The sequence below is a fragment of the Paenibacillus pectinilyticus genome (assembly GCF_001700435.1).
Lineage (GTDB): Bacteria > Bacillota > Bacilli > Paenibacillales > NBRC-103111 > Paenibacillus_E > Paenibacillus_E pectinilyticus.
This window is the reverse complement of record NZ_LYPC01000022.1, coordinates 505,060-528,656: the sequence shown is the minus strand read 5'-3', so window position 1 is coordinate 528,656 and position 23,597 is coordinate 505,060. Positions and strand designations below refer to the sequence as shown.

Genomic DNA, 23,597 nt, shown 5'->3' with positions numbered 1-23,597 from the left:
TTAATTTTAGGGGGATATTTTCAATGGCTAACCGTATTCTAATTGTGGATGATGCAGCTTTTATGAGAATGATGATTCGTGATATTTTATCAAAAAATGGGTATGAAGTTTGTGGCGAAGCGAATGATGGCGCACAAGCGATCGAAAAATATAAAGAGTTGAAGCCTGATCTAATTACGATGGATATCACAATGCCTGAAATGGATGGGATTCAAGCTCTGAAAGAAATCAAGAAAATTGAGCCGAATGCTAAAGTCATTATGTGTTCTGCGATGGGACAACAAGCCATGGTTATTGATGCTATTCAGGCTGGCGCGAAAGACTTCATTGTCAAACCATTCCAAGCTGACCGCGTTATCGAAGCTATCAAAAAGACTCTAGGTTAAACCGTACGAATTCGGTTGAGTCTTACATAAACCGAAAGGGTTGTTCCTATGACAAGACGTCAATCGAATACCATATACTTAGCAATAATTAGTTTATTCACTATGTTACTTACAAGTCACGTCGCATTTGCGGAAGCAACACCATCTCCGGATATGCCGATTTCGGATTACCCGGATACTATGGACTCCATGAGTTCGTTTTTTATGGTCATCAAGGTAATAGGCGTTCTCTTATTTATTATCATTCTCTTTTATATCCTCATGAGGTATATATCAAAGAAAAATAAAGGCACCATGTTCGGGAACTCGATTCGTTCTTTAGGAGGAGTTCCCCTTGGTCAGAATAAATCGATACAAATTGTTGAAATTGGTCATTCGCTCTTCGTTGTTGGCGTTGGTGAAAATATTCAATTACTGGATAAAATCATGGACGCCGATGAAGTAGCTTATATTTCGGAGATCCTTCAATCCTCACAGGATGATAGGATGGGATTCGGGGCCATAGGAAAATGGATCAACAAGTTACCAACAAGAAAAGTGGAGGTGGAGGAAGAAGTTGAACTTACCTCCTCATTCCAACAAGTTTTTCATGATAAGTTGAAACGTGTAACAGATCGTAATAAAAACGTAGAAGAATGGCTGTCAGATCAAAAACAAACAGATCGGTTGAATGAAGAATGAAAAGAAAGAATCTAATCAGTGTCATCCTGATGGTTGTCATTTCTGTATTTCTGTTATCTTTAACAGCTTCTGCTGCGGGAACGGATGTTACGAATCCCATTCCTGGTTTAAATGTTAACATTGGAACGAGCTCTGCAGCGGGGGGTTCCTCTACGAATACAGTCACTCTTTTACTGTTATTGACTGTGCTTAGTTTAGCGCCTTCTTTTCTAATATTAATGACGAGTTTCACAAGAATTGTTATTGTGCTGGGTTTTGTTCGAACGTCATTAGGAACTCAACAAATGCCACCCAATCAGGTTCTAATCGGACTCGCTCTGTTTTTAACCTTTTTTATCATGTCTCCAACTTTAGGAGAAGTTAATTCAACAGCACTTCAACCCTATTTAAAAGGTGAAATTAATCAAACACAAGCCTTTCAGACTGCTTCGATTCCTATGAAGAAGTTTATGTTTAAACATACACGTCAGAAAGATTTGAAACTATTCCTAGACTATTCCAAAGCAAAAGCACCTACAGGGGTTGAGGATATACCAATCACCTCATTAGTGCCAGCTTATGCGATTAGTGAATTAAAATCAGCCTTTCAGATGGGGTTTATGATCTTTATCCCTTTTCTGGTCATAGACATGGTCGTGTCTAGTACCTTAATGGCCATGGGGATGATGATGCTACCGCCCGTGATGATTTCACTTCCATTTAAAATCCTACTTTTCATCCTGGTTGATGGTTGGTATCTTGTGGTGAGATCGTTACTGTTAAGCTACGGTTAATTACCATGATATCGGAGGTGACCTAGATGGGGTCGGAATTTGTTATTCGAATTGCAGGCGAAGCCGTGTATACCGTTCTTAAAGCTAGTGCGCCAATGTTACTTATTGGTTTAATCGTCGGTCTAGCCATTAGTATTTTTCAAGCGACAACGCAAATTCAAGAGCAGACACTTGCTTTTGTTCCCAAAATTGTTGCTGTATTACTTTCCATTCTGATCTTTGGACCTTGGATTATGAATACCTTGGTTGATTTTACTTTCAATCTACTCAACAATCTTTACAAATTCGTTGGATAGGTTGTGAATGACATGGTAGCCATTATTCAAGCGATTCCTATTTTTCTGCTTATCTTTTGTCGAATTACATCATTTTTTGTCGTGGTACCTATACTTTCTTCGAGAAATGTTCCGATGATGTTTAAAGTGGGACTCTCAGTATTTATTTCATTGATTATTTTTTCTACGATTGGTATTGATAAAACAATGCCAATTGATGGCATATATGTGCTATTGATCATGCGTGAAATGTTAATCGGTGTGCTGCTCGGGTTTCTTGCTTACTTGTTTTTTACGGTGGTTCAAACAGCCGGTTCCTTCATGGATATGCAAATTGGATTCAGTATGGCAAGTGTGATCGACCCTTTATCTGGTACATCAACACCGATGTTAGGTAATTTGAAGTACATGATTGCCATATTGCTGTTTCTATCATTTGATGGGCATCATTATTTGATCCGAGCCATCATTGACAGTTACCAATGGGTGCCGATTGATAACCAGCTTTTTAACCGCATTTACGATGGTCAAATCTCTGATTTTTTATTTCAATCTCTATCCAAAATGTTTTATCTGTCATTCCAATTGGCAGCTCCGATTGTTGCAGCCTTGTTTCTCACGGATTTAGGTCTAGGACTCCTGACCAGGGTCGCTCCGCAATTCAATATTTTCGTCATCGGTGCACCATTGAAAATGATATTAGGATTTTTTCTGCTCGTGATTGTTTTTCCTGAGTTAGTTTCACAATTTCAACAATTGTTCAGTACTATTTTCGATTACATGGAGAAGATGCTCCAGATCATAAGTGGTACACAGCAATCATCACCTTAAGTAGGAGGAAGACCGTGTCCCATCAACTTCGTTTACAGCTAGATTTACAATGGTTTGCTGGGGAAAAAACGGAGTCTGCTACTACGAAAAAGAGACAGGATGCCAGAAAAAAGGGTCAAGTTGCAAAAAGTATGGACTTGCCCGCGGCTTCCATTTTGCTTTTTTCATTCCTGGCTTTTGTGATGTTTGGATCGTATATGAAAGAAAAAATAATTAACATTTTTCGTAATGTCTATGAGAATCAACTGGGGATGGATATAACCGCAGGGAATGTGCAAGTGCTTTTCATGGATCTAGGTAAACAAGGTTTGATGATTATGGCACCGATTTTCATTCTAGTTGTACTAATTGCTTTTATCGCCAATTACGCACAAATTGGTTTCATGTTTATCGGTGATCCATTAATGATGAAATTCGACAAAATCAATCCGATTAGCGGTTTTAAACGCATTTTTTCTTTGCGAACCGTAATGGACTTTCTAAAATCTACATTAAAAATGCTAATTATCGGCTATGCCGTGTATACAACTTTAATGGGGGAAAAGGCAAGACTTCTAGGTTTGGGTCATACGCCCCTTGAAAGTACATTCTCCTTCATAGCTTCGGTTACTTTGAGCTTAGGAATTAAAATAGGGGCAATTTTAATTGTTCTTGCCATTTTCGATTATATTTATCAGAAGTATGAATATGAGAAGAGTCTCAAGATGTCCAAACAGGACATTAAAGATGAGTATAAGAAAAGTGAAGGCGATCCTCTCATCAAAGGGAAGATCCGTGCCAAACAGCGCCAAATGGCTATGCAGCGCATGATGCAAGAAGTACCAAAGGCTGATGTCATTATTACTAACCCAACCCATTTCGCGGTTGCACTTAAGTATGATTCCATTAATATGCAAGCTCCAACTGTAATTGCTAAAGGTGCGGACTACATGGCTTTGAAAATTAAAGAGGTAGCCAAACAAAATAACATTATGACGATGGAAAATAAGCCGCTTGCTCGAGCGATCTTTGCACAGGTTGAAATTGGGGAAGCGATTCCAGCAGAACTGTTCCAGGCTGTTGCAGAGGTACTAGCGTATGTATACAAAATCAAGGGTAAGACGAAATAAGCTCAAGGGAGGTGCAATCTGATGAAAATCAAAGATTTATTAGTTCTAGTTGGTATTATAGGCATCGTGTTGATGATGATTGTACCGGTTCCGATCCCTATGCTGGATTTTTTACTAATTATCAATATATCTATTGCCTTGATGATTATTTTGGTCGCGATGAACACGCAAGAAGCACTTCAATTTTCGATCTTTCCTTCCTTATTGTTGATTACAACCTTATTTCGATTAGCATTAAACGTTTCCACTACGCGTAACATTTTGTCTCACGCAGAAGCAGGCGACGTGGTCAAAACTTTTGGTTCATTCGTAGCTCAAGGCAATATCGTCGTGGGATTCGTCGTGTTTCTCATCCTTGTCTTAGTACAATTTATCGTTATTACCAAAGGTTCTGAGCGCGTGGCCGAGGTAGCAGCTAGATTTACACTAGATGCGATGCCAGGAAAACAAATGAGTATCGATGCTGATTTGAATGCTGGTTTGATTAATGAGGTGCAGGCGAGAGAACGTAGGCAGAAGATTGAACGTGAGGCTGATTTCTATGGTGCGATGGATGGTGCCAGTAAGTTTGTAAAAGGAGATGCGATTGCAGGGATCATTATTCTCGTTATTAATCTCATCGGTGGTTTTATTATCGGGATGACGATGAAACACATGTCCTTTCAAGAAGCACTTCAAACCTTCTCGATCCTTACGATCGGTGACGGCTTGGTCAGTCAAATTCCGGCGCTTTTAATTTCAACCGCTGCGGGTATTATTGTAACGCGAGCTTCGTCTGAGGGTAACCTAGGTCACGATATTACGCGCCAATTAACTGCCCAACCAAAGTTATTGTACATTGTAGCAGGAACACTTGTTGTCCTGGGTATTTTCACACCTATTCATTGGTTCACAACATTTCCTATTGCGGGACTGCTCATATTCGCTGCCTTCAAAATGCAAAAGAATTTGGATCATCAAGCTATCAAAGAAGAGCAATTGGTTGAAGAAAAGCAAATTGAAGAAGTACGGAGTCCTGAAAGTGTCATTTCCTTATTGCAAGTGGATCCGATTGAATTTGAGTTTGGATATGGACTTATTCCTCTTGCTGATACGCAGCAGGGCGGAGATTTATTAGACCGGATTATTTTAATTCGTCGCCAGTGTGCGTTAGAGCTTGGAGTTGTGGTACCTGTTATTCGCATCCGTGACAATATCCAACTAAGACCTAATGAGTATATCATCAAAATTAAAGGCAACACCGTTGCCCGCGGCGAACTACTTCTTAATCACTATCTCGCTATGAGCCCAGGTATTGATGATGACTCTATTTCAGGAATTGAAACGACGGAGCCAGCATTCGGCTTACCTGCCATTTGGATCGATGAAATGAACAAAGAGAGAGCAGAGCTATCGGGTTATACGGTGGTGGATCCACCTTCCGTTGTAGCGACACACTTAACTGAAATCATTAAGAAACATATTCATGAACTGCTGGGTCGTCAAGAAACGAAAGCTCTGATCGAAAATGTTAGAGAAGCTTACCCAGCTCTTGTGGACGACTTGATCCCATCTGTATTATCTATTGGGGATATTCAGAAAGTATTGTCCAAGCTGCTTCGCGAGAAAATATCGGTTCGAGATTTGGTTACTATTCTTGAAACGCTTGCAGACTATGGAACATACACCAAAGATCCTGAGATCCTGACCGAGTATGTGAGACAATCCTTATCTCGTCAGATTACACAGCAGTTTACTTCCATCGGCGATTCGTTAAAAGTTATTACGGTTGGCCCATCCGTTGAGAAGAAAATTGCTGACTCTGTGCAACAATCTGATCAAGGCAGTTACTTGGCCTTAGATCCATCTTCCTCACAAATTATTTATCATCGTGTCTCTGAACAAATAACGAAATTAATTCAATCAGGTCAACAGCCAGTTATCTTAACTTCTCCAACGATACGTATGTATGTTAGACAACTTTTAGAGCGCACACTACAAGATATACCGGTTCTTTCTTACAGTGAATTAGAGCCAAGCGTTGAAATCCAAAGCATGGGGGTAGTCAATTTATGAGAGTAAAAAGATATGTCGTTGATTCCATGCCAGACGCTTTGCAGAAAATACGTTCGGATCTTGGCAAAGATGCTGTTATTCTCAATACGAAGGAAATTCGCACTGGCGGATTTCTTGGCATGTTCGGAAAGAAGAAAATAGAAGTCATTGCAGCTATCGATGCTGCTACTTCGAAGCCAAGTCCTGCCCCACAACGGGTCGCACCACAACCGGCGCCTCAGCCCAAAATCGTAAGTCAGATCCAACAGGCCAAAAACGAGATTCATCAGTCTGATTTTCCAGAAGTTCCTGATGTCCTTATGGCACCAACCATCAAGCGTGAGCCGGTTGCGGTAAGCGCTATACCTGATAAAATTATGAATCCTGTGCAACATCAAGCCTATTCACAATCATCTGTTCAATCATCTGTCCAAGTATCTTCAAGAGCGACTGTAAAAGATGATCATTTGATGGATGAGCTTAAACAAATGAAAGACATGATGAAGAAATTAACGCAAGTTTCCGACGAGGGAAAGCTCCCAGAAGCTTTACAGAAGCTTGAACAGCGTCTTTATGACCAAGAAGTGAATCCTACACTCGTTCGACAAATTATGGATGAGGTCATGGCTGATTTTGAACTGGCTGATGAGCCTGTCACGGAAGAATCTGCGCATCAACTCGTGCGTTCCAAGTTAGGGCAAATTTTTCAAACAGATCAAAGTAAACACATTGCTTCACAGACAAGAGTTGTTCATTTTGTTGGACCAACCGGGGTTGGTAAAACAACGACAATTGCCAAACTAGCAGCAGAACAAGTGTTGAAATATCATCGTAAAGTTGGTTTTATTACCTCAGATACGTATCGGATCGCGGCTATTGAGCAGTTAAAGACGTATGCAACAATTTTGAACGTACCGCTTGAAGTTGTATTTTCCCCGCAGGATTTAACGAAGGCCTTTCAGAATTTAGCAGAATGTGACATTATTTTCATGGATACGGCAGGGCGGAATTTCCGGAACGAAATGTATGTTTCAGAATTAAACTCTTTGCTTAAAACCCAAGGAAATAGTGAGACGATACTTGTCTTGAGTTTAACAACGAAATATCGTGACTTGAGAGCGATTACGAACAATTTCAGTAAATTTAAGCTTGATAAAGTTTTATTCACCAAAATGGATGAAACGGACTCCTACGGTGCGATTCTGAATGTTGTACATGAGTTTTCTCTGAAACTTTCGTATGTGACTAATGGGCAAAGTGTTCCTGATGATATTGCGGAAATGAATGAATGGCAAATCATTGATTTGCTATTGGAGGAGCCTAGAACATGAAGGATCAGGCAGAAGGGTTACGGAATCTGGTTCAAACACAGAGTGATAAAGGCACAAAGACAACCAGGATTATTACCGTGACCAGTGGAAAAGGTGGTGTGGGTAAATCCAATTTTACACTGAACTTTGCTTTATCACTGCAGTCTCTGGGGTATAAGGTACTTGTTTTTGATGCGGATATCGGACTAGCTAATATTGACGTGTTAATGGGTGTACCCTCAACGTACAGCCTTTATCATTTATTGAAAAAAGATAAAACGATCTGGGAAATCATCCAAAAGGGTTCCAATGATTTGGAATTTATAGCGGGTGGTTCAGGTTTTAATGATTTATTACGACTTACTGAGGAAGAATTAGATTATTTTGCCGACCAAGTTATGCAATTGAATGGGTATGCGGATTTTATTATTTTCGATACAGGTGCTGGATTGTCCAAGGAAACACTGAAGTTTATTCTCGCGGCTGAAGAAGCTATCGTAGTTACTACGCCAGAGCCGACTTCTATCACAGATGCTTACGCCATTATCAAAATGGTGAATTCCATGGGACATGACGTAGCGTTTAAGCTAGTCATTAATCGCGTAACGGATGCGAAAGAAGGCAAGCAAACCGCTGACAAAATTTCTTTAGTGGCTAAGCAGTTTTTAAATATCCAAATACCAACGATTGGTTTTGTTGAGGATGATCCTGTCGTTTCGAAAGCCGTAAAAAAACAAATCCCTTTTTCGATTGCCTTTCCTTATTCGGGTGCAACCAAAAGTATAAAGTCGCTAACAGACAACTATATCAAAGGTTATCGCGTAATAGAGACACCTTCTACAGGTGTCAAGAGTTTTTTAAATAAAATGATGAAACTTTTGAAATAGGATTTTTGAAAATCATGTCGAATAAGCAGATAGAGGAGGGAAGCAGCTTGGCAACATATAACATTCTTGTCGTAGATGACTCCGTCTTTATGCGAAAAATAGTAAGTGATCTGATCTCAGAAAATCCGCAATATAAAGTCATTGGCACGGCGAAAAATGGGCAGGAAGCGATTGAGCAAGTTAAGCTGCTTCGACCCGATGCTGTGACGATGGATGTCGAAATGCCTGTAATGAACGGATTGGATGCGCTCCATCACATCATGGCAGAACAACCAACGCCAGTCATCATGCTAAGCTCGTTAACGCAAGAGGGGGCTGCTGAGACGATTAAAGCATTGGAGTGGGGAGCAGTTGATTTTATACGTAAGCCTTCGGGTTCGATATCCTTGGATTTGTATAAAGTGAAATTACTGCTGCACGAGAAATTACATATGGCGGTTCGAACGAAAATGAACGCGATACCAACATCTCAAGCTCATTCTCAGATTCCAAAAACAAATGCATTCTCGCTTCCAGTCATGAATGCGAAAGAAACGGTGAGACAACCAGAGAGCAAAGCTCCTGTGATGCAAGCTTCTGCGAATTTCAACCATGTAGTTGCCATAGGAACATCAACAGGTGGCCCACGAGCATTGCATCAGGTTATTTCCAATATTCCTGCAGGCTTTCCAGCACCGATCTTAATTGTTCAACATATGCCGCCTAATTTCACCAAATCTCTGGCCCAGCGTTTGAATGACATTTCTCAAATTAGGGTAGTCGAGGCGGCGGATGGCGATGTTCTTCATACAGCTACTGCTTACGTAGCACCAGGTGGCTGGCATATGGTTGTCTACAAAGATACCAACCGAACTTACAAAATTCGATTGACCAAAGATGAACCTGTTTCTGGTCACCGACCTTCCGTTGATGTGATGTTTGATTCTTTACGCAGTATGACTGAATTAAAACGACATGTTGTCTTAATGACTGGCATGGGAAGCGACGGGGCTAAAGGGATGCTCTCTCTGAGGCAATCAGGTGCGACAACAACAATTGCCGAGGCGGAAGAAACATGTGTCGTCTACGGCATGCCCAGAGCCGCTGTAGAGAATCAAGCTGCGATGCATGTTTTACCTCAACAGGATATTGCAGTTCGCTTATCAAAGTGCGTACTGAATGAAATGAACTGAAGCAAATATTGTGTACTGGATGATTCTATTGGAGGTGTGTGGTTGTGGAACTTAGTCAATATTTATCCATGTTTATTGATGAATCAAAAGAGCATTTGCAATCTTTAAATGAAAATTTGTTGAATTTAGAAAGTAGTCCTCAAGATATTAGCATCGTACATAATATTTTTCGTTCGGCTCATACGTTAAAAGGGATGTCAGCAACAATGGGCTTTGAAGATATAGCGGCCCTGACGCATGAAATGGAAAACGTACTTGATCTTGTTCGTAATAGCAAAATTGAAATGGATTCTTACATATTCGATTGTATTTTTAAAAGTTTAGATTCGTTAGAATCTATGGTTGAAGATATTATTCAAGGTGGCACGGGGAATGCAGACGTATCCTCCATTGTCGCATCCTTAAGGTCTATTGTCACAGGGGAGTATAAGAAAGCTCAGGCGCCTTCATCCGTGGCTGTTGCTGTTAAAGAACCAGCTAAAGGCATCGAAGTAGATGAGTTTCAATATTCGATTCTTCAGCAATCAATCGATTCTGGCTTCCTCGTATTCTATGTAGAAGTAAGTGTTAACGAAAACTGCGTATTGAAAGCTGCTCGTGCTTACATGGTATTCGATGCCATGGAAAGAATGGGCGAAATTATTAAATCAACGCCTTCTGTTCAAGAAATTGAGCAAGAGAAATTTGATCGTTCGTTCTCCCTCTACTTTATTTCTAAAGTTGATCAAGCAACGCTAGAGAAAGAGATTCTGAACGTTTCCGAGATTGCTTCTGCTGTGATTATTACGGTGGATACAGAGTCACTTGCTGAACTATCTCGTCCGATTGCTGAAATTGAAACAGCTAGACAAGAAATTGCTGCTGCTGTTGCAGCTACAGTGGTCACACCTGAGATAATTGCACCTAAAGCGGCTGAACCTGTGAGTAGTGCTGTTAAACCAGCTGCAGGTGGTGCTCCAGTTGCAAGCCGTACAATTCGTGTAGATATTGAGCGTTTAGATACGCTTATGAATTTATTTAGTGAGCTTTTGATTGACCGTGTACGCCTAGAACAGCTAGCCAGTGAAGTAAAGCGCAATGATTTGACGGAAACGGTTGAGCATATGTCGCGCGTTAGCAGCGATTTGCAAAATATCGTTCTGAAACTGCGCATGGTCTCCGTAGATTCTGTATTCAATAGATTCCCACGTATGATTAGAGACTTGGCGAAATCTTTGGATAAGAAAGTAGATCTCGTAATTACTGGCGCTGATACTGAGTTAGATCGTACAGTAATTGATGAAATTGGTGATCCGCTCGTCCATTTATTGCGAAATGCAGTGGATCACGGTATCGAGTCTATTAGCGAGCGTGTTGCAGCTGGTAAGCCAGAGCATGGTACAATTCAACTTCGAGCATTCCATAGTGGTAATCATGTCTTTATTGAAATCGAAGAAGATGGCAAAGGGATTTATCGTGACAGAGTTCTGAAAACAGCCATGAAGAACGGTCTTGTTACTGCAGATCAAGCAGCTAAATTAACTGACCATGAAGTGTATAACCTATTGTTCGCTTCCGGCTTCAGCACAGCTGAGAAAATATCAGATATTTCCGGGCGCGGTGTAGGCCTTGACGTCGTTAAAACGAAGATTCAAATGCTGGGTGGACACGTGCAAGTGGACTCCAAACCAGGCTTTGGCAGCAAGTTCTCTGTTCAATTACCGCTGACACTTTCTATTATTTCGGCTATGTTGGTTCGCCTTGGTAGTGAGAAATATGCGATTCCATTGTCTTCCATTGTGGAAACATCGGCTATTCAGAAGTCGCAAATACGTAACATCCAAGGAAGTAAAATGATTGATTACCGTAAATCAGTTATTCCGTTGGTTTCAGTAAGTACCTTATTCCAAGTTCCTGATTTCAATGAGGATCTAGAGGAAGAAACGGAAATTGTCGTTGTTCGCAAAGGCGATAAGCAAGTAGCTTTGATGGTGGATGAATTTATCGGTCAACAAGAGATCGTTTTAAAAACATTAGGTAAATATTTAACTGGCATTTTTGCAATCTCAGGAGCAACCATTCTTGGAGATGGACAAGTAGCATTAATTATTGATCCTAATGCATTAATTAAGTAAGCAAACCATATTCGATAAGGAGGATTTCAAAATGGGAGAAGAAAAAAAGGTAATTGTCTTCGCACTTGGATCGGAAGAGTATGGTGTTGAGGTTGAGAAGGTAAGAACGATTGAAAGAATGCAACCGATGACCCGTGTACCGAAAGCGCCAGAATTTATTAAAGGTGTTATCAATTTACGTGGTGTTGTTATTCCTATTATTGATCTACGTGCTAGATTCGCACTTGAAGAAGTTGCTAGTACCGATGCTACACGTATCATTATTGTTTCGGCTGCAGAATTTGAAGTTGGCCTAATTGTAGATTCAGCGAATGATGTCATTGATGTAGATACAGATAACATCAATACGCCGCCGGAAGTTGTTGGTGGAATTAAAGCGAAGTACTTAGATGGTATTGCTCGTGTTGGTGAAAATCGTTTGCTTGTACTCCTTAACCTGGAGCAAGTCTTGAATCGTAGTGAAATCCAGCAGCTTGAAAGATTCGAGGAATAGCTTGTGGACGTTTTTAGCCGCTTAGAGGATTTCCAATTAGATGTTCTGAAAGAAGTCGGAAACATTGGCGCGGGTCATGCAGCAACTGCGCTTTCTACTCTGCTGGATAAGCCGATTGATATGCTTGTACCGAAAGTTAGAATGCTGCCATTTGAAGAGATTTGCGATAGTGTAGGCGGCGCAGAGACGGTGGTCTTAGCCATTTTCTTACGAGTTGAAGGGGACGCTCCAGGGAATATGTTCTTCATCCTTGACCTCGATGCTGCTAATAATATGCTTCAAGATCTGATTGGACTATCGATTTCTGATCAAGATGGGTATTCAGAGCTTGAATTATCGGCACTAAATGAAATTGGTAATATCCTTGCTGGATCTTATTTATCATCACTTGCTGATTTCACGAATTTAAATATGCAGCCGACGGTTCCAGCGCTGGCGATCGACATGGCTGGTGCAATTCTAAGCTATGGTTTATTGCAATTTGGTCAGATGGGGGACCAGGCTCTCCTCATTGATACTAAATTTTTGGAAGGGGAGAATGAAGTGCAAGGGCACTTTTTCTTAATCCCTGATCCGGAATCGTTTGGTAAAATCTTTTCGGCATTAGGGGTAGTCTCTCCATGACGCTAGAAAACTTAATTAAAGTAGGTATGGCTGACCTGAATGTTGCTCATCAAACGGGTGTGTTGAAGACAACAGGACTGGGATCGTGTGTAGGTTTGACCCTCTACGACAGCCGAGCGAAAGTAGCAGGAATGGCACATGTGATGCTGCCTTCATCGGATATTGCCCGTGAAGGCTCCTTAAATATTGCCAAATATGCGGATACAGCTATTCCTGAATTAATTTCACGAATGGAAGCGTTAGGCGCTAACACAAATAAATTAGAAGCCAAGCTTGCAGGCGGGGCTCAAATGTTTGCTTTTGCAGGAAATAATGATACGATGAGGATTGGGCCAAGAAATGTAGAATCTTGTAAGGAAATGTTGAATCGATATAAGATTCCTATTCTTGCTGAGGATACCGGTGCTAATTATGGTCGTACGATTGAGTTTTATAGTGAAACGGGTATCTTATTAATACGCAGTGTCCAATTAGGAGTAAAGGAAATGTAATGATGATTGGAACAATTCGAATTAATGTCATCGTAGCTTCGTTGGCTTGTATTTTTACATTTGTTTTATCCATTGGTAATAATGTCTTCCTGTCTACTTGTCTCAAGAGCGGCTACAGCTTCCTGATACTATTCGTGCTAACATTCGGATTTAGATGGGTGTTAGGTCTATTAACTGGATCTGTGTCATTACTGGAAGCATCTTCAGACGTTAACTCCTCATCTAACGTGGGTCAAAAGCTAGATTTAATTACGCCTGATGAGGATGCAGAAACACGGGAAATGATGAAATCGAACATGCCTAACAACCAGAACGCTGCTCTTTCTAATGAAGCGCAATTTTCACCATTGAATCCACCTAAGCTAGTCACCAAGAATAATTTCGACCCTGAACAACTGGCGGGTGCCTTGAGGCGAATGTCTGAAGATTAAGGATGGTGAATCTTAAATCATGATCGATCAAAAGCAAGTCCAACTTGCTAATATGGAGTTATGGAAGCAGTGGAAAGAACAGGGCTTAATTCACGCGCGGCAAACGCTGATTGAGAGTTATTTACCATTGGTTGAGTACGTTTCCGGCCGGATGGCTATTGGACTTCCCAAAAGCGTTTCGAAAGATGACTTATCATCCTTTGGCGTTATGGGTCTGATTGATGCCATTGAGAAGTTTGATTATGCGCGCGGCTTACAGTTCGAAACTTACGCTTCTTGGCGAATTCGTGGTTCTATTATCGATGGCTTACGACAGGGTGATTGGGTACCAAGATCCGTAAGAGAGAAGGCCAAAAAAGTAGAAGAAGCGTATCAGAAACTGGAGCAGCAATATCTTCGATCCGTAACGGATCAGGAGATAAGCACTTTTTTGCAAATTAGTGAGCAAGATTTCCAGCAGATGCTTCAGGATATTTCGATTACGACGATTTGCTCCATCGACGATCCCATTCGGGAGGAAGAATCGGAAACTCGTCTTTCGCTGATCGTCGATGAGAAAGCCAAGAATCCAGAATATCAAGTAAACGAGTTTTATTTGAAAGATTCTTTGGCGAAAGCCATTGATCGGTTAACGGAAAAAGAGAGAACGGTTGTTTCACTATTTTATTTCGAAGAGTTATCTTTAAGCGAAATTGCAGAGGTTATGTGCTTATCTCCATCACGAATTTCACAGCTGCATTCTAAAGCGATTTTAAGACTCAAAGGTGTGCTTGGTCGATTTAAAAATCAACTATTTCAAGATAACTAACTGTAGTAAATATAAGAATTCATATGTTTCACTTAATAACTCGGATTTATTTTATGTTTATCACGCTCATCCATGAGGACGGCGTAACCGTTTATTATGTGTAAGCAGGGAAGGTGGTATGTCCATGAGTGAAGGGAGCATGCCTTTGGATTACTACATTAGTATTACGGTGTCAGATGATAAATTATCTGCTCATTTACTAATTAGTAATACGGACGATACGTTTAAAGTGACCATTGGGCAATTAATGGATCTTGTTCAGAGAAATCGGATTATTCACGGACTAAACCAAGTTGAACTAGCAGCTATTTCGGCTAATCCCAAAGCTTATATCCTTAAGAAGACGTTAATCGCAACAGGAACTAAGCCGGTTGAAGGTCAGAACGGCTATATCAAATTAACATTCGATTTCGATGATAACGACAAAAAACCACTAGAGCTGGAAGACGGCAGGGTCAATTATAAAGAAGTTGTATCCATTCATAATGTGAGAAAAGGGCAACTAATCGGTCAAAGATTTTTGGCAACCGAAGGAATACCTGGACGTGCTGTAACGGGGGAGACCCTGTTTACCAAGGCGGGCAAAGAAGCTAGATTCAAACTCGGCAAGAATGTTGTTACAGATGCTGAGCAAAAAGGGTTATATGCGACAATCGATGGAATGGTTGTTCGTACCGATCGAGATAAAATAAATGTATTCCCTGTTTATGAAGTGAACGGTGACGTCGATTATAATATAGGAAATATTGATTTTATCGGTACCGTTGTTATTCGGGGCAATGTTCTTCCTGGCTTTAAAATTCGCGCAGCCGGAGATATCCGTGTTACTGGCGGAGTCGAGGCTGCGGAACTAGAAGCTGATGGATCCATTGAAATCTCTGCAGGGATAGTTGGGCAGAATAAAGCATTCATTAAAGCCGGTAAGAATGTGAAAAGTTCCTTCATCCAGGATGCTACGATCGAGGCTTCTGGAGATCTTGTCGTTTCACAAAGTATTATGCACTCAACGGTTAGAGCAGGCGTCAGTGTACAATGCGTTGGTGCAAAGGGACTCATTGTTGGAGGTATTGTTCAAGCTGGGGATCGTGTTGTTGCCCGTACCATCGGCAATTCGATGTCTACGACTACGGTTATCGAGGTAGGTGTGCTGCCAGAGCTTCGCAATGAGATGATTCACCTTCGTAATCAGTTAAAGATACTGATGGAAAACTTGGATAAGACGAGTAAAGCGCTTTCTCTTTTAGATCAATTAGCCGCAGCGGGACAATTAAGTCCGGATAGGCTGGCTATGCGAATCAAACTTAATAATACGAAGAAACAAACGATTGACGAACAGCTAGCTATCAAGGATCGTATGTTAGAAATCGAAAAATCGCTTGAGGATTCCGAAAATGCTAAAGTGCAAGTTGCCTCTACCATATATGGTGGTACCAAAATTGTCATTGGGCGGTATACGAAATTCATTAAAGATCCAACAACCCGTATGACATTCCGACTCAGCGAAGGCGATATTACAGTGAGTGCTAATGTGTAAGTGGAGGAGGGAGTAAACGATGAGTTTTAAAGCCATCGATTTACAGTTCGCTGTACACAAGAATGACGAGGCGGGTATCAAACAAAATCAATTGATGCAGAAGCCGCGGCAAGATAGCACCCTTTTAGAAAATCAAGCCATGCAATCAACGGATATTGATCGTCAACGAACAGGAAAACTCGAAGAGAGTCACCGTTCGGATATGAAGGATCAACGTAAAGAGAAGCAGTCACAGATGAGCAAAAGCAAAACCAAAGGGCCGATGGATAGTGCAGTAACGGAACATGATCATCAACCGGAACATCCCTACAAAGGTCATCATATCGATTTTTCCCTATAACTTGCTATAGAAAAAGGTGAACCCCATGGTCATGCAGCCGGTGTTGTATGTCATTCTCCTTGGTCTTGTGATGATTGTTTACGCAAGATTCATTCCAAAGGATCAGACAGCGGCCTCATCCTCTACCGCGACAGTCGTGAAAGAAATCGAAGATACGATTGAAAACTTCGCTGCCGAAATGGATGAACAGAATCAAACGATGCTTAATCTATTCTCAAAAACCAAACAAGACTATGAAGTAGAACTTGCCAAGTTATCAGGTCGGCTTGAAACCTTGGAGAGACAGAAACATGAATTATCACAAGAATTAACTTCTCTGCATGTGACTAAGCACGTATCAGATACTTCAAATGCAGCACTGGAAGTTTCCACTAACTCACATCAATTGGAGACGCAGGTGGCTTACGAAGAGGATGTGATTATTCCTGATCCTATTCCAGAAGAACCCGTTTATGTTGGTCTTAGTATGAAAAGCAGATATGCGGAACTATTCTTACTCCATGACCAAGGAAAAAGTGTTGAGGCAATTGCTAAGAAACTCAATATGAATAAAGGCGAGGTCAGTTTGATCCTGCAGCTGTCAAGACAGGAGGAACGGACACGTGTTTAAAAATAGAGTGTTAGTCACAGGCATTGGAACAGGTATCATTATTGGTGCAATACTCCTACAAGTTATGAATGTTCGGCCTAGCGCACCTAAGACATCAGGCATCGCATTGGAAGAGATGGATCCACAGAAGTTAAAGGAAGAAACCTCGAAGTACTATCAAGTATTTGAAAAAAATGTGAAGATGTATACGCAAGCTGAGCTTGATGCTGCTATTCAGAAGAAAGTCAAAGAGGAAGCGGACAAGCAAGCTACTGCTAAGCCGCAAGATCAAGCTAAAGCGACACCAGCGACAGCTTCTTCGAAGATTGTTATGTATGTCCAACCTAATTTAGATGCAACTACGGTTGCTGATTTGTTGTTTCGCGCTGGGGTCATTGCGGATCGCAAAGCTTTCGTGACTGAATTAGATAAACAAGGTGGAAATACCAAAATTCAAGTGGGTTACCACGAGTTTGATGGCGTTATGAGCATGCCAGCGGTAGTCACTAATTTGATAACTGCTCAATAGTAGGGCCGTTAAAAGGATCTTCTTAACGAGATCTTTTTTTATTTGTGTTATACATTTTTTATCCATTTCAAGGGCAGGATGACAAATAGGATTAAATGTTGCATCGGGTTTTGAGTTGTGGTATATTTATTCACGGTGTTAAAAACTCACGCCTTTCAATTTGCATAATGGTGCTTACTTATGTAGGTTTTATGCAAAGATGCGAGGGGCGGCGGATACCAAATAAACCATTTAGAGGAGGGATTGGGGATGGCAGTTATCTCCATGAAACAGCTTTTAGAAGCTGGCGTACATTTCGGTCACCAAACACGTCGTTGGAACCCGAAAATGGACAAATACATCTTTACTGAAAGAAACGGTATTTACATTATCGATCTACAAAAAACGGTTAAAAAAGTTGAAGAAGCTTACAACTTTGTTAAATCCGTATCTGAAGATAATGGTACTATTCTTTTCGTAGGAACGAAGAAACAAGCACAAGATTCCGTTGCTGAAGAAGCAGAACGTTGTGGCATGTACTTCATCAACCAACGTTGGTTGGGTGGTACATTAACTAACTTCCAAACTATTCAAAAACGTATCGATCGTTTGAAAACTCTTGAAAGATGGGAAGAAGACGGCACTTTCGAAGTTCTTCCTAAGAAAGAAGTTATCATTCTCCGTAAAGAGAAAGATCGTCTTGAGAAGTTCCTAGGCGGAATCAAGAATATGAAAGGTCTGCCAAGTGCACTTTTCATTATTGACCCTCGTAAAGAGCGTATTGCTGTAGCAGAAGCTCGCAAATTGGGTATCCCAATCGTTGGTATCGTTGATACAAACTGCGATCCAGACGAAATTGATTACGTGATTCCAGGTAACGATGACGCGATTCGCGCAGTTAAATTGTTAACAGCGAAAATTGCTGATGCAGTTATCGAAGCACACCAAGGCGAGCAAACAACAGCTTAATCTATAGGAATGTGAAAAGGGTGGTTGGAAGGTGTAACAGCCTGTCACCACCCTTTTTTTAAAGAATAAACTAGTGTTACATATTAACTATAAACATTTAACAGGAGGTTTCTTCTCATGGCAGTTACAGCAGCACAAGTTAAAGAATTACGCGAAAAAACAGGTGCAGGTATGTTAGATTGCAAAAAAGCACTTGAAGAAGCAAATGGCGATATCACAAAAGCGGGCGAACTTCTACGTGAAAAAGGTCTTTCTGCAGCGGCAAACAAAGCTGGACGTATTGCTACAGAAGGTGCAGTAGAATCTTACATCCACGCTGGTGGTAAAGTAGGCGTTCTAGTTGAAATCAACTGTGAAACTGACTTCGTTGGTAAAACAGAGCAATTCAGAACATTCTGTAGAGACATTGCTATGCACATTGCAGCAGCAAACCCATCGTATGTTCGTCGTGAAGAAGTACCAACCGAAGCTTTGGAAAAAGAAAAAGAAATTCTTCGTAACCAAGCTTTGAACGAAGGCAAACCAGAGAAAATCATCGACAAAATGGTTGAAGGCCGTATTGGTAAATACTACGAAGAGTACTGCTTAATGGAGCAAGCATTCATTAAAGATCCAGACAAAACAATCGACCAATTGTTAAATGAGAAAATCGCTGCAATCGGCGAGAACATCTCCATCCGTCGTTTCGTTCGTTTTGGTCTTGGTGAAGGTCTTGAGAAGAAACAAGAAAACTTCGCAGAAGAAGTTATGTCCCAAGTTAAACTATAATAAGTATTCAAAAAAGTTGGAACACTTGGTGTTCCTTCTTTTTTAGCCCTTAAAGAGATTTGGTTATGCATGGAAACGGAGGTCATACAAGTTGGGTCAACCTTTTTATAAACGAATAGTGCTTAAATTAAGCGGCGAAGCTTTAGCCGGACAACAGGGATATGGCATTGATTCCGAAGTGATCACCTCCATTGCTCAGCAAGTGAAAGATGTTGTTGAATTGAATGTTGAGGTTGCTATCGTTGTAGGCGGCGGGAATATTTGGCGCGGCATCGCAGGTAGTGAGAAGGGCATGGATCGGGCAACAGCCGATTACATGGGAATGCTTGCCACAGTCATGAATTCATTGGCTTTGCAGGATGCACTGGAAAATATCGAGGTACCGACACGAGTCCAGTCTTCCATTACCATGCAACAAGTTGCAGAACCGTACATACGCCGTAGAGCGATGCGTCATCTTGAAAAGGGTCGCGTTGTTATTTTTGCCGCTGGGACAGGTAATCCTTACTTCTCCACGGATACGACGGCTGCACTCAGAGCAGCTGAGATTGAGGCAGAGGTTATCCTCATGGCCAAAAACAAAGTGGATGGCGTTTATTCCGCAGATCCATTCAAAGATCCAACCGCGAAGAAGTTCGAAACGTTAACCTATATGGAAGTTATTAGTAACAACCTTGGTGTCATGGACTCCACCGCATCTTCCCTTTGTATGGATAACAACATTCCGTTAGTGGTTTTCAACATTACGGAAAAAGGGAATATCAAACGAGTGGTCCTTGGCGAGAAAATTGGGACTACAGTTAAAGGGAGTGTTTAAAACATGCCGCAATCAGTGAAAAAAAATGCAGAAGATCGTATGGACAAGGCAATCGGAGCTTTAAGAAGAGACTTAACTTCACTTCGTGCAGGACGCGCTACACCATCTCTGTTAGATCGTATTCAAGTCGAATATTACGGGGCGATGACGCCTGTTAATCAGCTTGCCAATTTAACAACACCGGATTCACGTACACTACTCATTCAGCCTTGGGACAAGAGTTCCATGACGTCAATTGAGAAAGCTATTATGAAATCAGACCTTGGCTTAACGCCGTCGAATGATGGGATCGTTATTCGAATTGTGATCCCTGCTTTAACAGAAGAGCGTCGTGCTGATTTGGTGAAAATGACGAAGAAATTTGGCGAAGAAGCCAAAATTGCAATTCGTAATATTCGCCGTGATGCGAATGACGAAATTAAAAAGCTTGAGAAAGCAGGTATTTCTGAAGATGAATCCCGTAAACATCAAGAGGATATTCAGAAATTCACTGATAAATTCGTAGCTGAAGTTGAGAAAGTTTTGGCTGCTAAAGAAAAAGAAATCATGGAAGTATAAGATAGATATGCCCCCGGGTATTCGCGGGGGTTTTTCATCTTTCCCTAGTTGGGAGGAACAACTGTGCTCAAGCTATTCAAGATGTGGTTAAGCAAGAAGAGTAAGCCTAGGACTTGGGAAGCACCTGAGATAGAGCTGGACAAAGTCCCAGCACATGTTGCAATTATTATGGATGGTAATGGTCGTTGGGCCAAACAAAGAGGATTACCGCGTGTCGCGGGTCATCACTCAGGCATGAAGAATGTAAAGAAAATTACGATGGCAGCCAATGATATTGGTGTAAAAGTCTTGACGATGTATGCTTTTTCCACGGAGAATTGGAAGAGACCTAAGGACGAAGTTGAATTTCTAATGAAACTTCCTCAAGAGTTTTTCCCATTGGAGATTGAAGAATTAATTCAGAACAACGTGCGTATCCGAATGACCGGTTGGAAAGAAGGGCTACCTGACTACACGCTGAAAGCGATTGAAGGTGCTATCGAACGAACAAAGGATAACACAGGTCTCATTTTGAATTTTGCCTTAAATTATGGTGGACGCAAAGAAATCATTGCAGGTGTTCAAGATATGTTGCAAGATGCACACAACGGTATTTTGAAGCCGGATGAACTGGATGAAGCCAAGTTTTCTTCTTACATGTTAACGTCTGATCTACCAGACCCGGATCTGTTAATTCGAACAAGTGGCGAATTACGGCTGAGTAATTTTTTACTGTGGCAACTAGCTTATTCTGAATTATGGTTTACAGATGCGTACTGGCCTGATTTCACAGAGGACTTATTCATGCAAGCCATTGCTGAGTTTCAACGACGTGCGAGAAGGTATGGTGGCGTTTAACCCTTCATTGTAAGTTGTGATGTCACTGTGCATGAATGGCTTAGAGATAAACGTTGTTCATCTAGGGGGATTCAACTTGAAGCAAAGGATTATCACCGGTGTAATTGCTGGTCTTGTATTTATAACACTCTTAGTACTTGGTGATTTATGGTATGCAGGGCTTATTGTTCTTGTTTCCATCATTGGGTACCGTGAGTATTTACAAATGAATGGTTATATGTCTTATAAACTGACGGCTGCTGTAGGACTCATAGCGCTTTTATGTTTAACAATTCCTTGGGGATTGTTAGGGATATCCTTTCCAATTTCGTTCACTGCGGTTACATGGCTTGCGATGTTCATTGTGCTCTTTATTACCGTAGCCTCCAAGAACAAAATCACGATTGATCAAGTTTCTGTGATCTTACTAGGTGTTATTTATCTTGGTTTTGGATTTAATTATATGATTGAATCCCGTTTAGCGGAAAATGGCTTATTTTGGACGATTATGATATTTGTCTGTATTTGGGCTTCCGATTCTGGCGCGTATTTTGTCGGTTCCAAGATCGGGAAACACCCGTTATGGCCTCAAATCAGTCCGAAAAAGTCTATTGAAGGGGCGCTCGGCGGTGTAGTCATTGCTATGATTATTGCGCTTGGCTTCGCATGGTATGCACCTGATCTTTTAAGTATAGGGAGAGCCTTATTATTAGGTTTTCTTATAGCTGTAGTTGGACAAGTAGGGGATCTGATTCAATCAGCCTATAAACGCGTAAAAGGTATTAAAGACACAGGAACACTACTGCCAGGACATGGCGGTGTGCTCGACCGGATGGATAGTTGGCTCATTGTTTTTCCTTTTATTTATCTGCTCGACTTGATTCCTAACTAATTCTCATCAGCGGGGTGGAAAGTATGAAGAAAATTGCCATCTTGGGTTCGACAGGATCAATTGGGACTCAAACCCTTGATATTGTGAAGCACTCCCCTGACATGTTTCAAGTTGAAGCGATCTCAGCTGGTTACAACCGTGATCGTGTGATCGAACAAGCCCATCAGTTTCAACCAAAGCTAGTGTCGGTTGCGACGAAGGAATTAGCGGACGAGGTTGCAAGTCAAATTCCTTCACATATTAAAGTTCTTTACGGCGAAGAAGGTCTGTTAGAAGTTGCAGCAGCGACAGATGCGGATTTACTTGTAAGTGCATTAGTAGGGAGTCAAGGGTTGAAACCTACCTTAGCCGCGATTGAAGCTGGTAAACATATTGGTCTAGCGAATAAAGAAACATTGGTAAGCGCTGGTCATATTGTTACGGAAGCTGTAGCGCGTAAAGGTGTTGCATTACTGCCTATTGACAGCGAGCACTCAGCAATTTTTCAATGTCTTAATGGTGAAAAGAACGCCCAGATCGCACAGATTACACTTACAGCTTCCGGTGGGTCCTTTCGGGATCGTACGAGAGCTGAGCTTGAGGGAGTAACTGTCGAGCAAGCGCTTCAGCATCCGAATTGGTCGATGGGGGCCAAAATAACGATAGATTCAGCCACGATGGTAAACAAAGGGCTTGAAGTTATTGAGGCGCACTGGCTTTTCGGCTTGTCTTATGAAGATATTCAAGTTGTGATACACCCAGAAAGTGTTATCCATTCTTATATCGAATTTGTTGATCACAGTGTGATCGCTCAGCTAGGAAATCCGGATATGCGGGTGCCTATTCAATATGCATTAACCTATCCAGATCGTTTTCCTACGCCTACATCAAGATTAAATCTTGCCGCTATCGGTAAACTGCATTTCCGCGAGATGGACTACACGCGTTTTCCTTGCTTGCGAATGGCTTTTGAGAGCGGTAAACAAGGCGGAACAACACCAACTGTTTATAATGCGGCTAATGAGATGGCTGTTGCTCGTTTCCTCAAAGGGGAAATTACGTTCCTTCAAATTGAGGATATCATTGCGGCGGTGTTGGACAAGCATGAATCTTATGCGAATCCGCTGATTGATCTTATTCACGAGCAAGACCAGTGGGCAAGAGCTTTCGCATCCTCTATCCGTTTCTAAGTTTAATGAAGAGCAAAGGTCAGATTGCATGGCCCAGCTCTTTTTTTGAATAACCAACAGCAGGCCCAAAAGTAAAGTCTAATTCATTCTCTGAGCTCGTATACTGTCCTGAACGGGCATAGCTTGTATTCAACTGTTCAATAGTGGTAATCTAAGAACTAGAACAGTTGATCTTAAGTAGATGCTTAAAAGGTAGGTTTTTGACTGAAAGCGTCTGG

At 41.3% G+C, this 23,597-nt stretch carries 27 protein-coding genes; all 27 read left to right on the top strand.

Features of this window, described 5'->3' with window-relative positions:
- The first annotated feature begins 23 nt into the window (after positions 1–23).
- The 27 genes from A8709_RS18720 to A8709_RS18590 all read left to right on the top strand — a co-directional run bounded on the left by A8709_RS18720 (position 24) and on the right by A8709_RS18590 (position 23,379).
- Positions 24–386 carry a response regulator gene (locus A8709_RS18720; RefSeq protein WP_028558282.1) on the top strand — a complete coding sequence of 121 codons (363 nt, stop codon included), beginning with the start codon at positions 24–26 and terminating at the stop codon, positions 384–386.
- A gap of 48 nt (positions 387–434) precedes the next feature.
- Positions 435–1,067, top strand: a complete 633-nt coding sequence (locus A8709_RS18715; RefSeq protein WP_084225108.1) for a flagellar biosynthetic protein FliO — start codon at positions 435–437, stop codon at positions 1,065–1,067.
- A gap of 29 nt (positions 1,068–1,096) precedes the next feature.
- Positions 1,097–1,840 (top strand): flagellar type III secretion system pore protein FliP, encoded by a 744-nt coding sequence (fliP, locus tag A8709_RS18710; protein WP_425262332.1) that lies wholly within the window; start codon positions 1,097–1,099, stop codon positions 1,838–1,840.
- Between the two features lie 26 nt (positions 1,841–1,866).
- Positions 1,867–2,136 carry a flagellar biosynthesis protein FliQ gene (gene fliQ / locus A8709_RS18705; protein ID WP_065853873.1) on the top strand — a complete coding sequence of 90 codons (270 nt, stop codon included), beginning with the start codon at positions 1,867–1,869 and terminating at the stop codon, positions 2,134–2,136.
- A 12-nt stretch (positions 2,137–2,148) separates the two neighbouring features.
- Positions 2,149–2,946 (top strand): flagellar biosynthetic protein FliR, encoded by a 798-nt coding sequence (gene fliR, locus A8709_RS18700; RefSeq protein WP_065853871.1) that lies wholly within the window; start codon positions 2,149–2,151, stop codon positions 2,944–2,946.
- A 14-nt stretch (positions 2,947–2,960) separates the two neighbouring features.
- Positions 2,961–4,055 (top strand): flagellar biosynthesis protein FlhB, encoded by a 1,095-nt coding sequence (gene flhB / locus A8709_RS18695; RefSeq protein ID WP_065853869.1) that lies wholly within the window; start codon positions 2,961–2,963, stop codon positions 4,053–4,055.
- Between the two features lie 21 nt (positions 4,056–4,076).
- Entirely contained in the window at positions 4,077–6,110 is a 2,034-nt protein-coding gene (gene flhA, locus A8709_RS18690; protein ID WP_065853867.1) for a flagellar biosynthesis protein FlhA, read from the top strand.
- Complete coding sequence (gene flhF, locus A8709_RS18685) at positions 6,107–7,420, top strand: flagellar biosynthesis GTPase FlhF (protein WP_065853865.1); 1,314 nt, start codon at positions 6,107–6,109, stop codon at positions 7,418–7,420. Before flhA ends, flhF begins: the two co-directional genes overlap by 4 nt.
- Positions 7,417–8,286 (top strand): MinD/ParA family protein, encoded by an 870-nt coding sequence (locus tag A8709_RS18680; protein ID WP_065853863.1) that lies wholly within the window; start codon positions 7,417–7,419, stop codon positions 8,284–8,286. The genes flhF and A8709_RS18680 overlap by 4 nt, the downstream gene beginning before the upstream one ends.
- Before the next feature lie 47 nt (positions 8,287–8,333).
- Entirely contained in the window at positions 8,334–9,458 is a 1,125-nt protein-coding gene (locus A8709_RS18675) for a protein-glutamate methylesterase/protein-glutamine glutaminase (RefSeq protein WP_141692581.1), read from the top strand.
- Between the two features lie 44 nt (positions 9,459–9,502).
- Entirely contained in the window at positions 9,503–11,572 is a 2,070-nt protein-coding gene (locus tag A8709_RS18670) for a chemotaxis protein CheA (RefSeq protein WP_065853859.1), read from the top strand.
- 31 nt (positions 11,573–11,603) lie between these two features.
- A complete protein-coding gene (locus A8709_RS18665) occupies positions 11,604–12,065 on the top strand; it encodes a chemotaxis protein CheW (protein ID WP_065853857.1) in 462 nt (153 codons plus the stop codon).
- Positions 12,066–12,068: 3 nt separating this feature from the next.
- Positions 12,069–12,689, top strand: a complete 621-nt coding sequence (locus A8709_RS18660; protein ID WP_065853855.1) for a chemotaxis protein CheC — start codon at positions 12,069–12,071, stop codon at positions 12,687–12,689.
- The gene (locus tag A8709_RS18655; protein ID WP_065853853.1) at positions 12,686–13,180 is read left to right on the top strand and encodes a chemotaxis protein CheD; all 495 of its coding nucleotides are present in this window, start codon (positions 12,686–12,688) and stop codon (positions 13,178–13,180) included. The genes A8709_RS18660 and A8709_RS18655 overlap by 4 nt, the downstream gene beginning before the upstream one ends.
- The gene (locus tag A8709_RS18650; protein ID WP_084225104.1) at positions 13,180–13,611 is read left to right on the top strand and encodes a hypothetical protein; all 432 of its coding nucleotides are present in this window, start codon (positions 13,180–13,182) and stop codon (positions 13,609–13,611) included. The genes A8709_RS18655 and A8709_RS18650 overlap by 1 nt, the downstream gene beginning before the upstream one ends.
- A 19-nt stretch (positions 13,612–13,630) precedes the next feature.
- A complete protein-coding gene (locus A8709_RS18645; RefSeq protein WP_065853851.1) occupies positions 13,631–14,419 on the top strand; it encodes a FliA/WhiG family RNA polymerase sigma factor in 789 nt (262 codons plus the stop codon).
- A gap of 124 nt (positions 14,420–14,543) precedes the next feature.
- Complete coding sequence (locus A8709_RS18640) at positions 14,544–15,953, top strand: DUF342 domain-containing protein (protein ID WP_065853849.1); 1,410 nt, start codon at positions 14,544–14,546, stop codon at positions 15,951–15,953.
- A gap of 19 nt (positions 15,954–15,972) precedes the next feature.
- Positions 15,973–16,293: a hypothetical protein gene (locus tag A8709_RS18635; protein ID WP_065853848.1), complete on the top strand. Its 321-nt coding sequence runs from the start codon at positions 15,973–15,975 to the stop codon at positions 16,291–16,293.
- Positions 16,294–16,318: 25 nt separating this feature from the next.
- Complete coding sequence (locus A8709_RS18630; protein WP_065853847.1) at positions 16,319–16,903, top strand: hypothetical protein; 585 nt, start codon at positions 16,319–16,321, stop codon at positions 16,901–16,903.
- Positions 16,896–17,411, top strand: coding sequence for a hypothetical protein (locus tag A8709_RS18625; RefSeq protein WP_065853845.1), 516 nt, complete (start codon positions 16,896–16,898; stop codon positions 17,409–17,411). Before A8709_RS18630 ends, A8709_RS18625 begins: the two co-directional genes overlap by 8 nt.
- A gap of 249 nt (positions 17,412–17,660) precedes the next feature.
- The gene (rpsB, locus tag A8709_RS18620; protein WP_029195233.1) at positions 17,661–18,359 is read left to right on the top strand and encodes a 30S ribosomal protein S2; all 699 of its coding nucleotides are present in this window, start codon (positions 17,661–17,663) and stop codon (positions 18,357–18,359) included.
- A gap of 117 nt (positions 18,360–18,476) precedes the next feature.
- Entirely contained in the window at positions 18,477–19,127 is a 651-nt protein-coding gene (tsf, locus tag A8709_RS18615; protein WP_065853844.1) for a translation elongation factor Ts, read from the top strand.
- A 91-nt stretch (positions 19,128–19,218) separates the two neighbouring features.
- A complete protein-coding gene (gene pyrH / locus A8709_RS18610; protein WP_065853842.1) occupies positions 19,219–19,944 on the top strand; it encodes a UMP kinase in 726 nt (241 codons plus the stop codon).
- 3 nt (positions 19,945–19,947) lie between these two features.
- Positions 19,948–20,502: a ribosome recycling factor gene (gene frr / locus A8709_RS18605; protein WP_065853841.1), complete on the top strand. Its 555-nt coding sequence runs from the start codon at positions 19,948–19,950 to the stop codon at positions 20,500–20,502.
- Positions 20,503–20,565: 63 nt separating this feature from the next.
- Complete coding sequence (locus tag A8709_RS18600) at positions 20,566–21,339, top strand: isoprenyl transferase (RefSeq protein WP_279615882.1); 774 nt, start codon at positions 20,566–20,568, stop codon at positions 21,337–21,339.
- A 76-nt stretch (positions 21,340–21,415) separates the two neighbouring features.
- Positions 21,416–22,210, top strand: coding sequence for a phosphatidate cytidylyltransferase (locus A8709_RS18595; RefSeq protein ID WP_065853840.1), 795 nt, complete (start codon positions 21,416–21,418; stop codon positions 22,208–22,210).
- A gap of 23 nt (positions 22,211–22,233) precedes the next feature.
- On the top strand, positions 22,234–23,379 hold the full coding sequence (locus A8709_RS18590) for a 1-deoxy-D-xylulose-5-phosphate reductoisomerase (RefSeq protein ID WP_065853839.1): 1,146 nt from the start codon (positions 22,234–22,236) through the stop codon (positions 23,377–23,379).
- Positions 23,380–23,597: the final 218 nt, after the last annotated feature.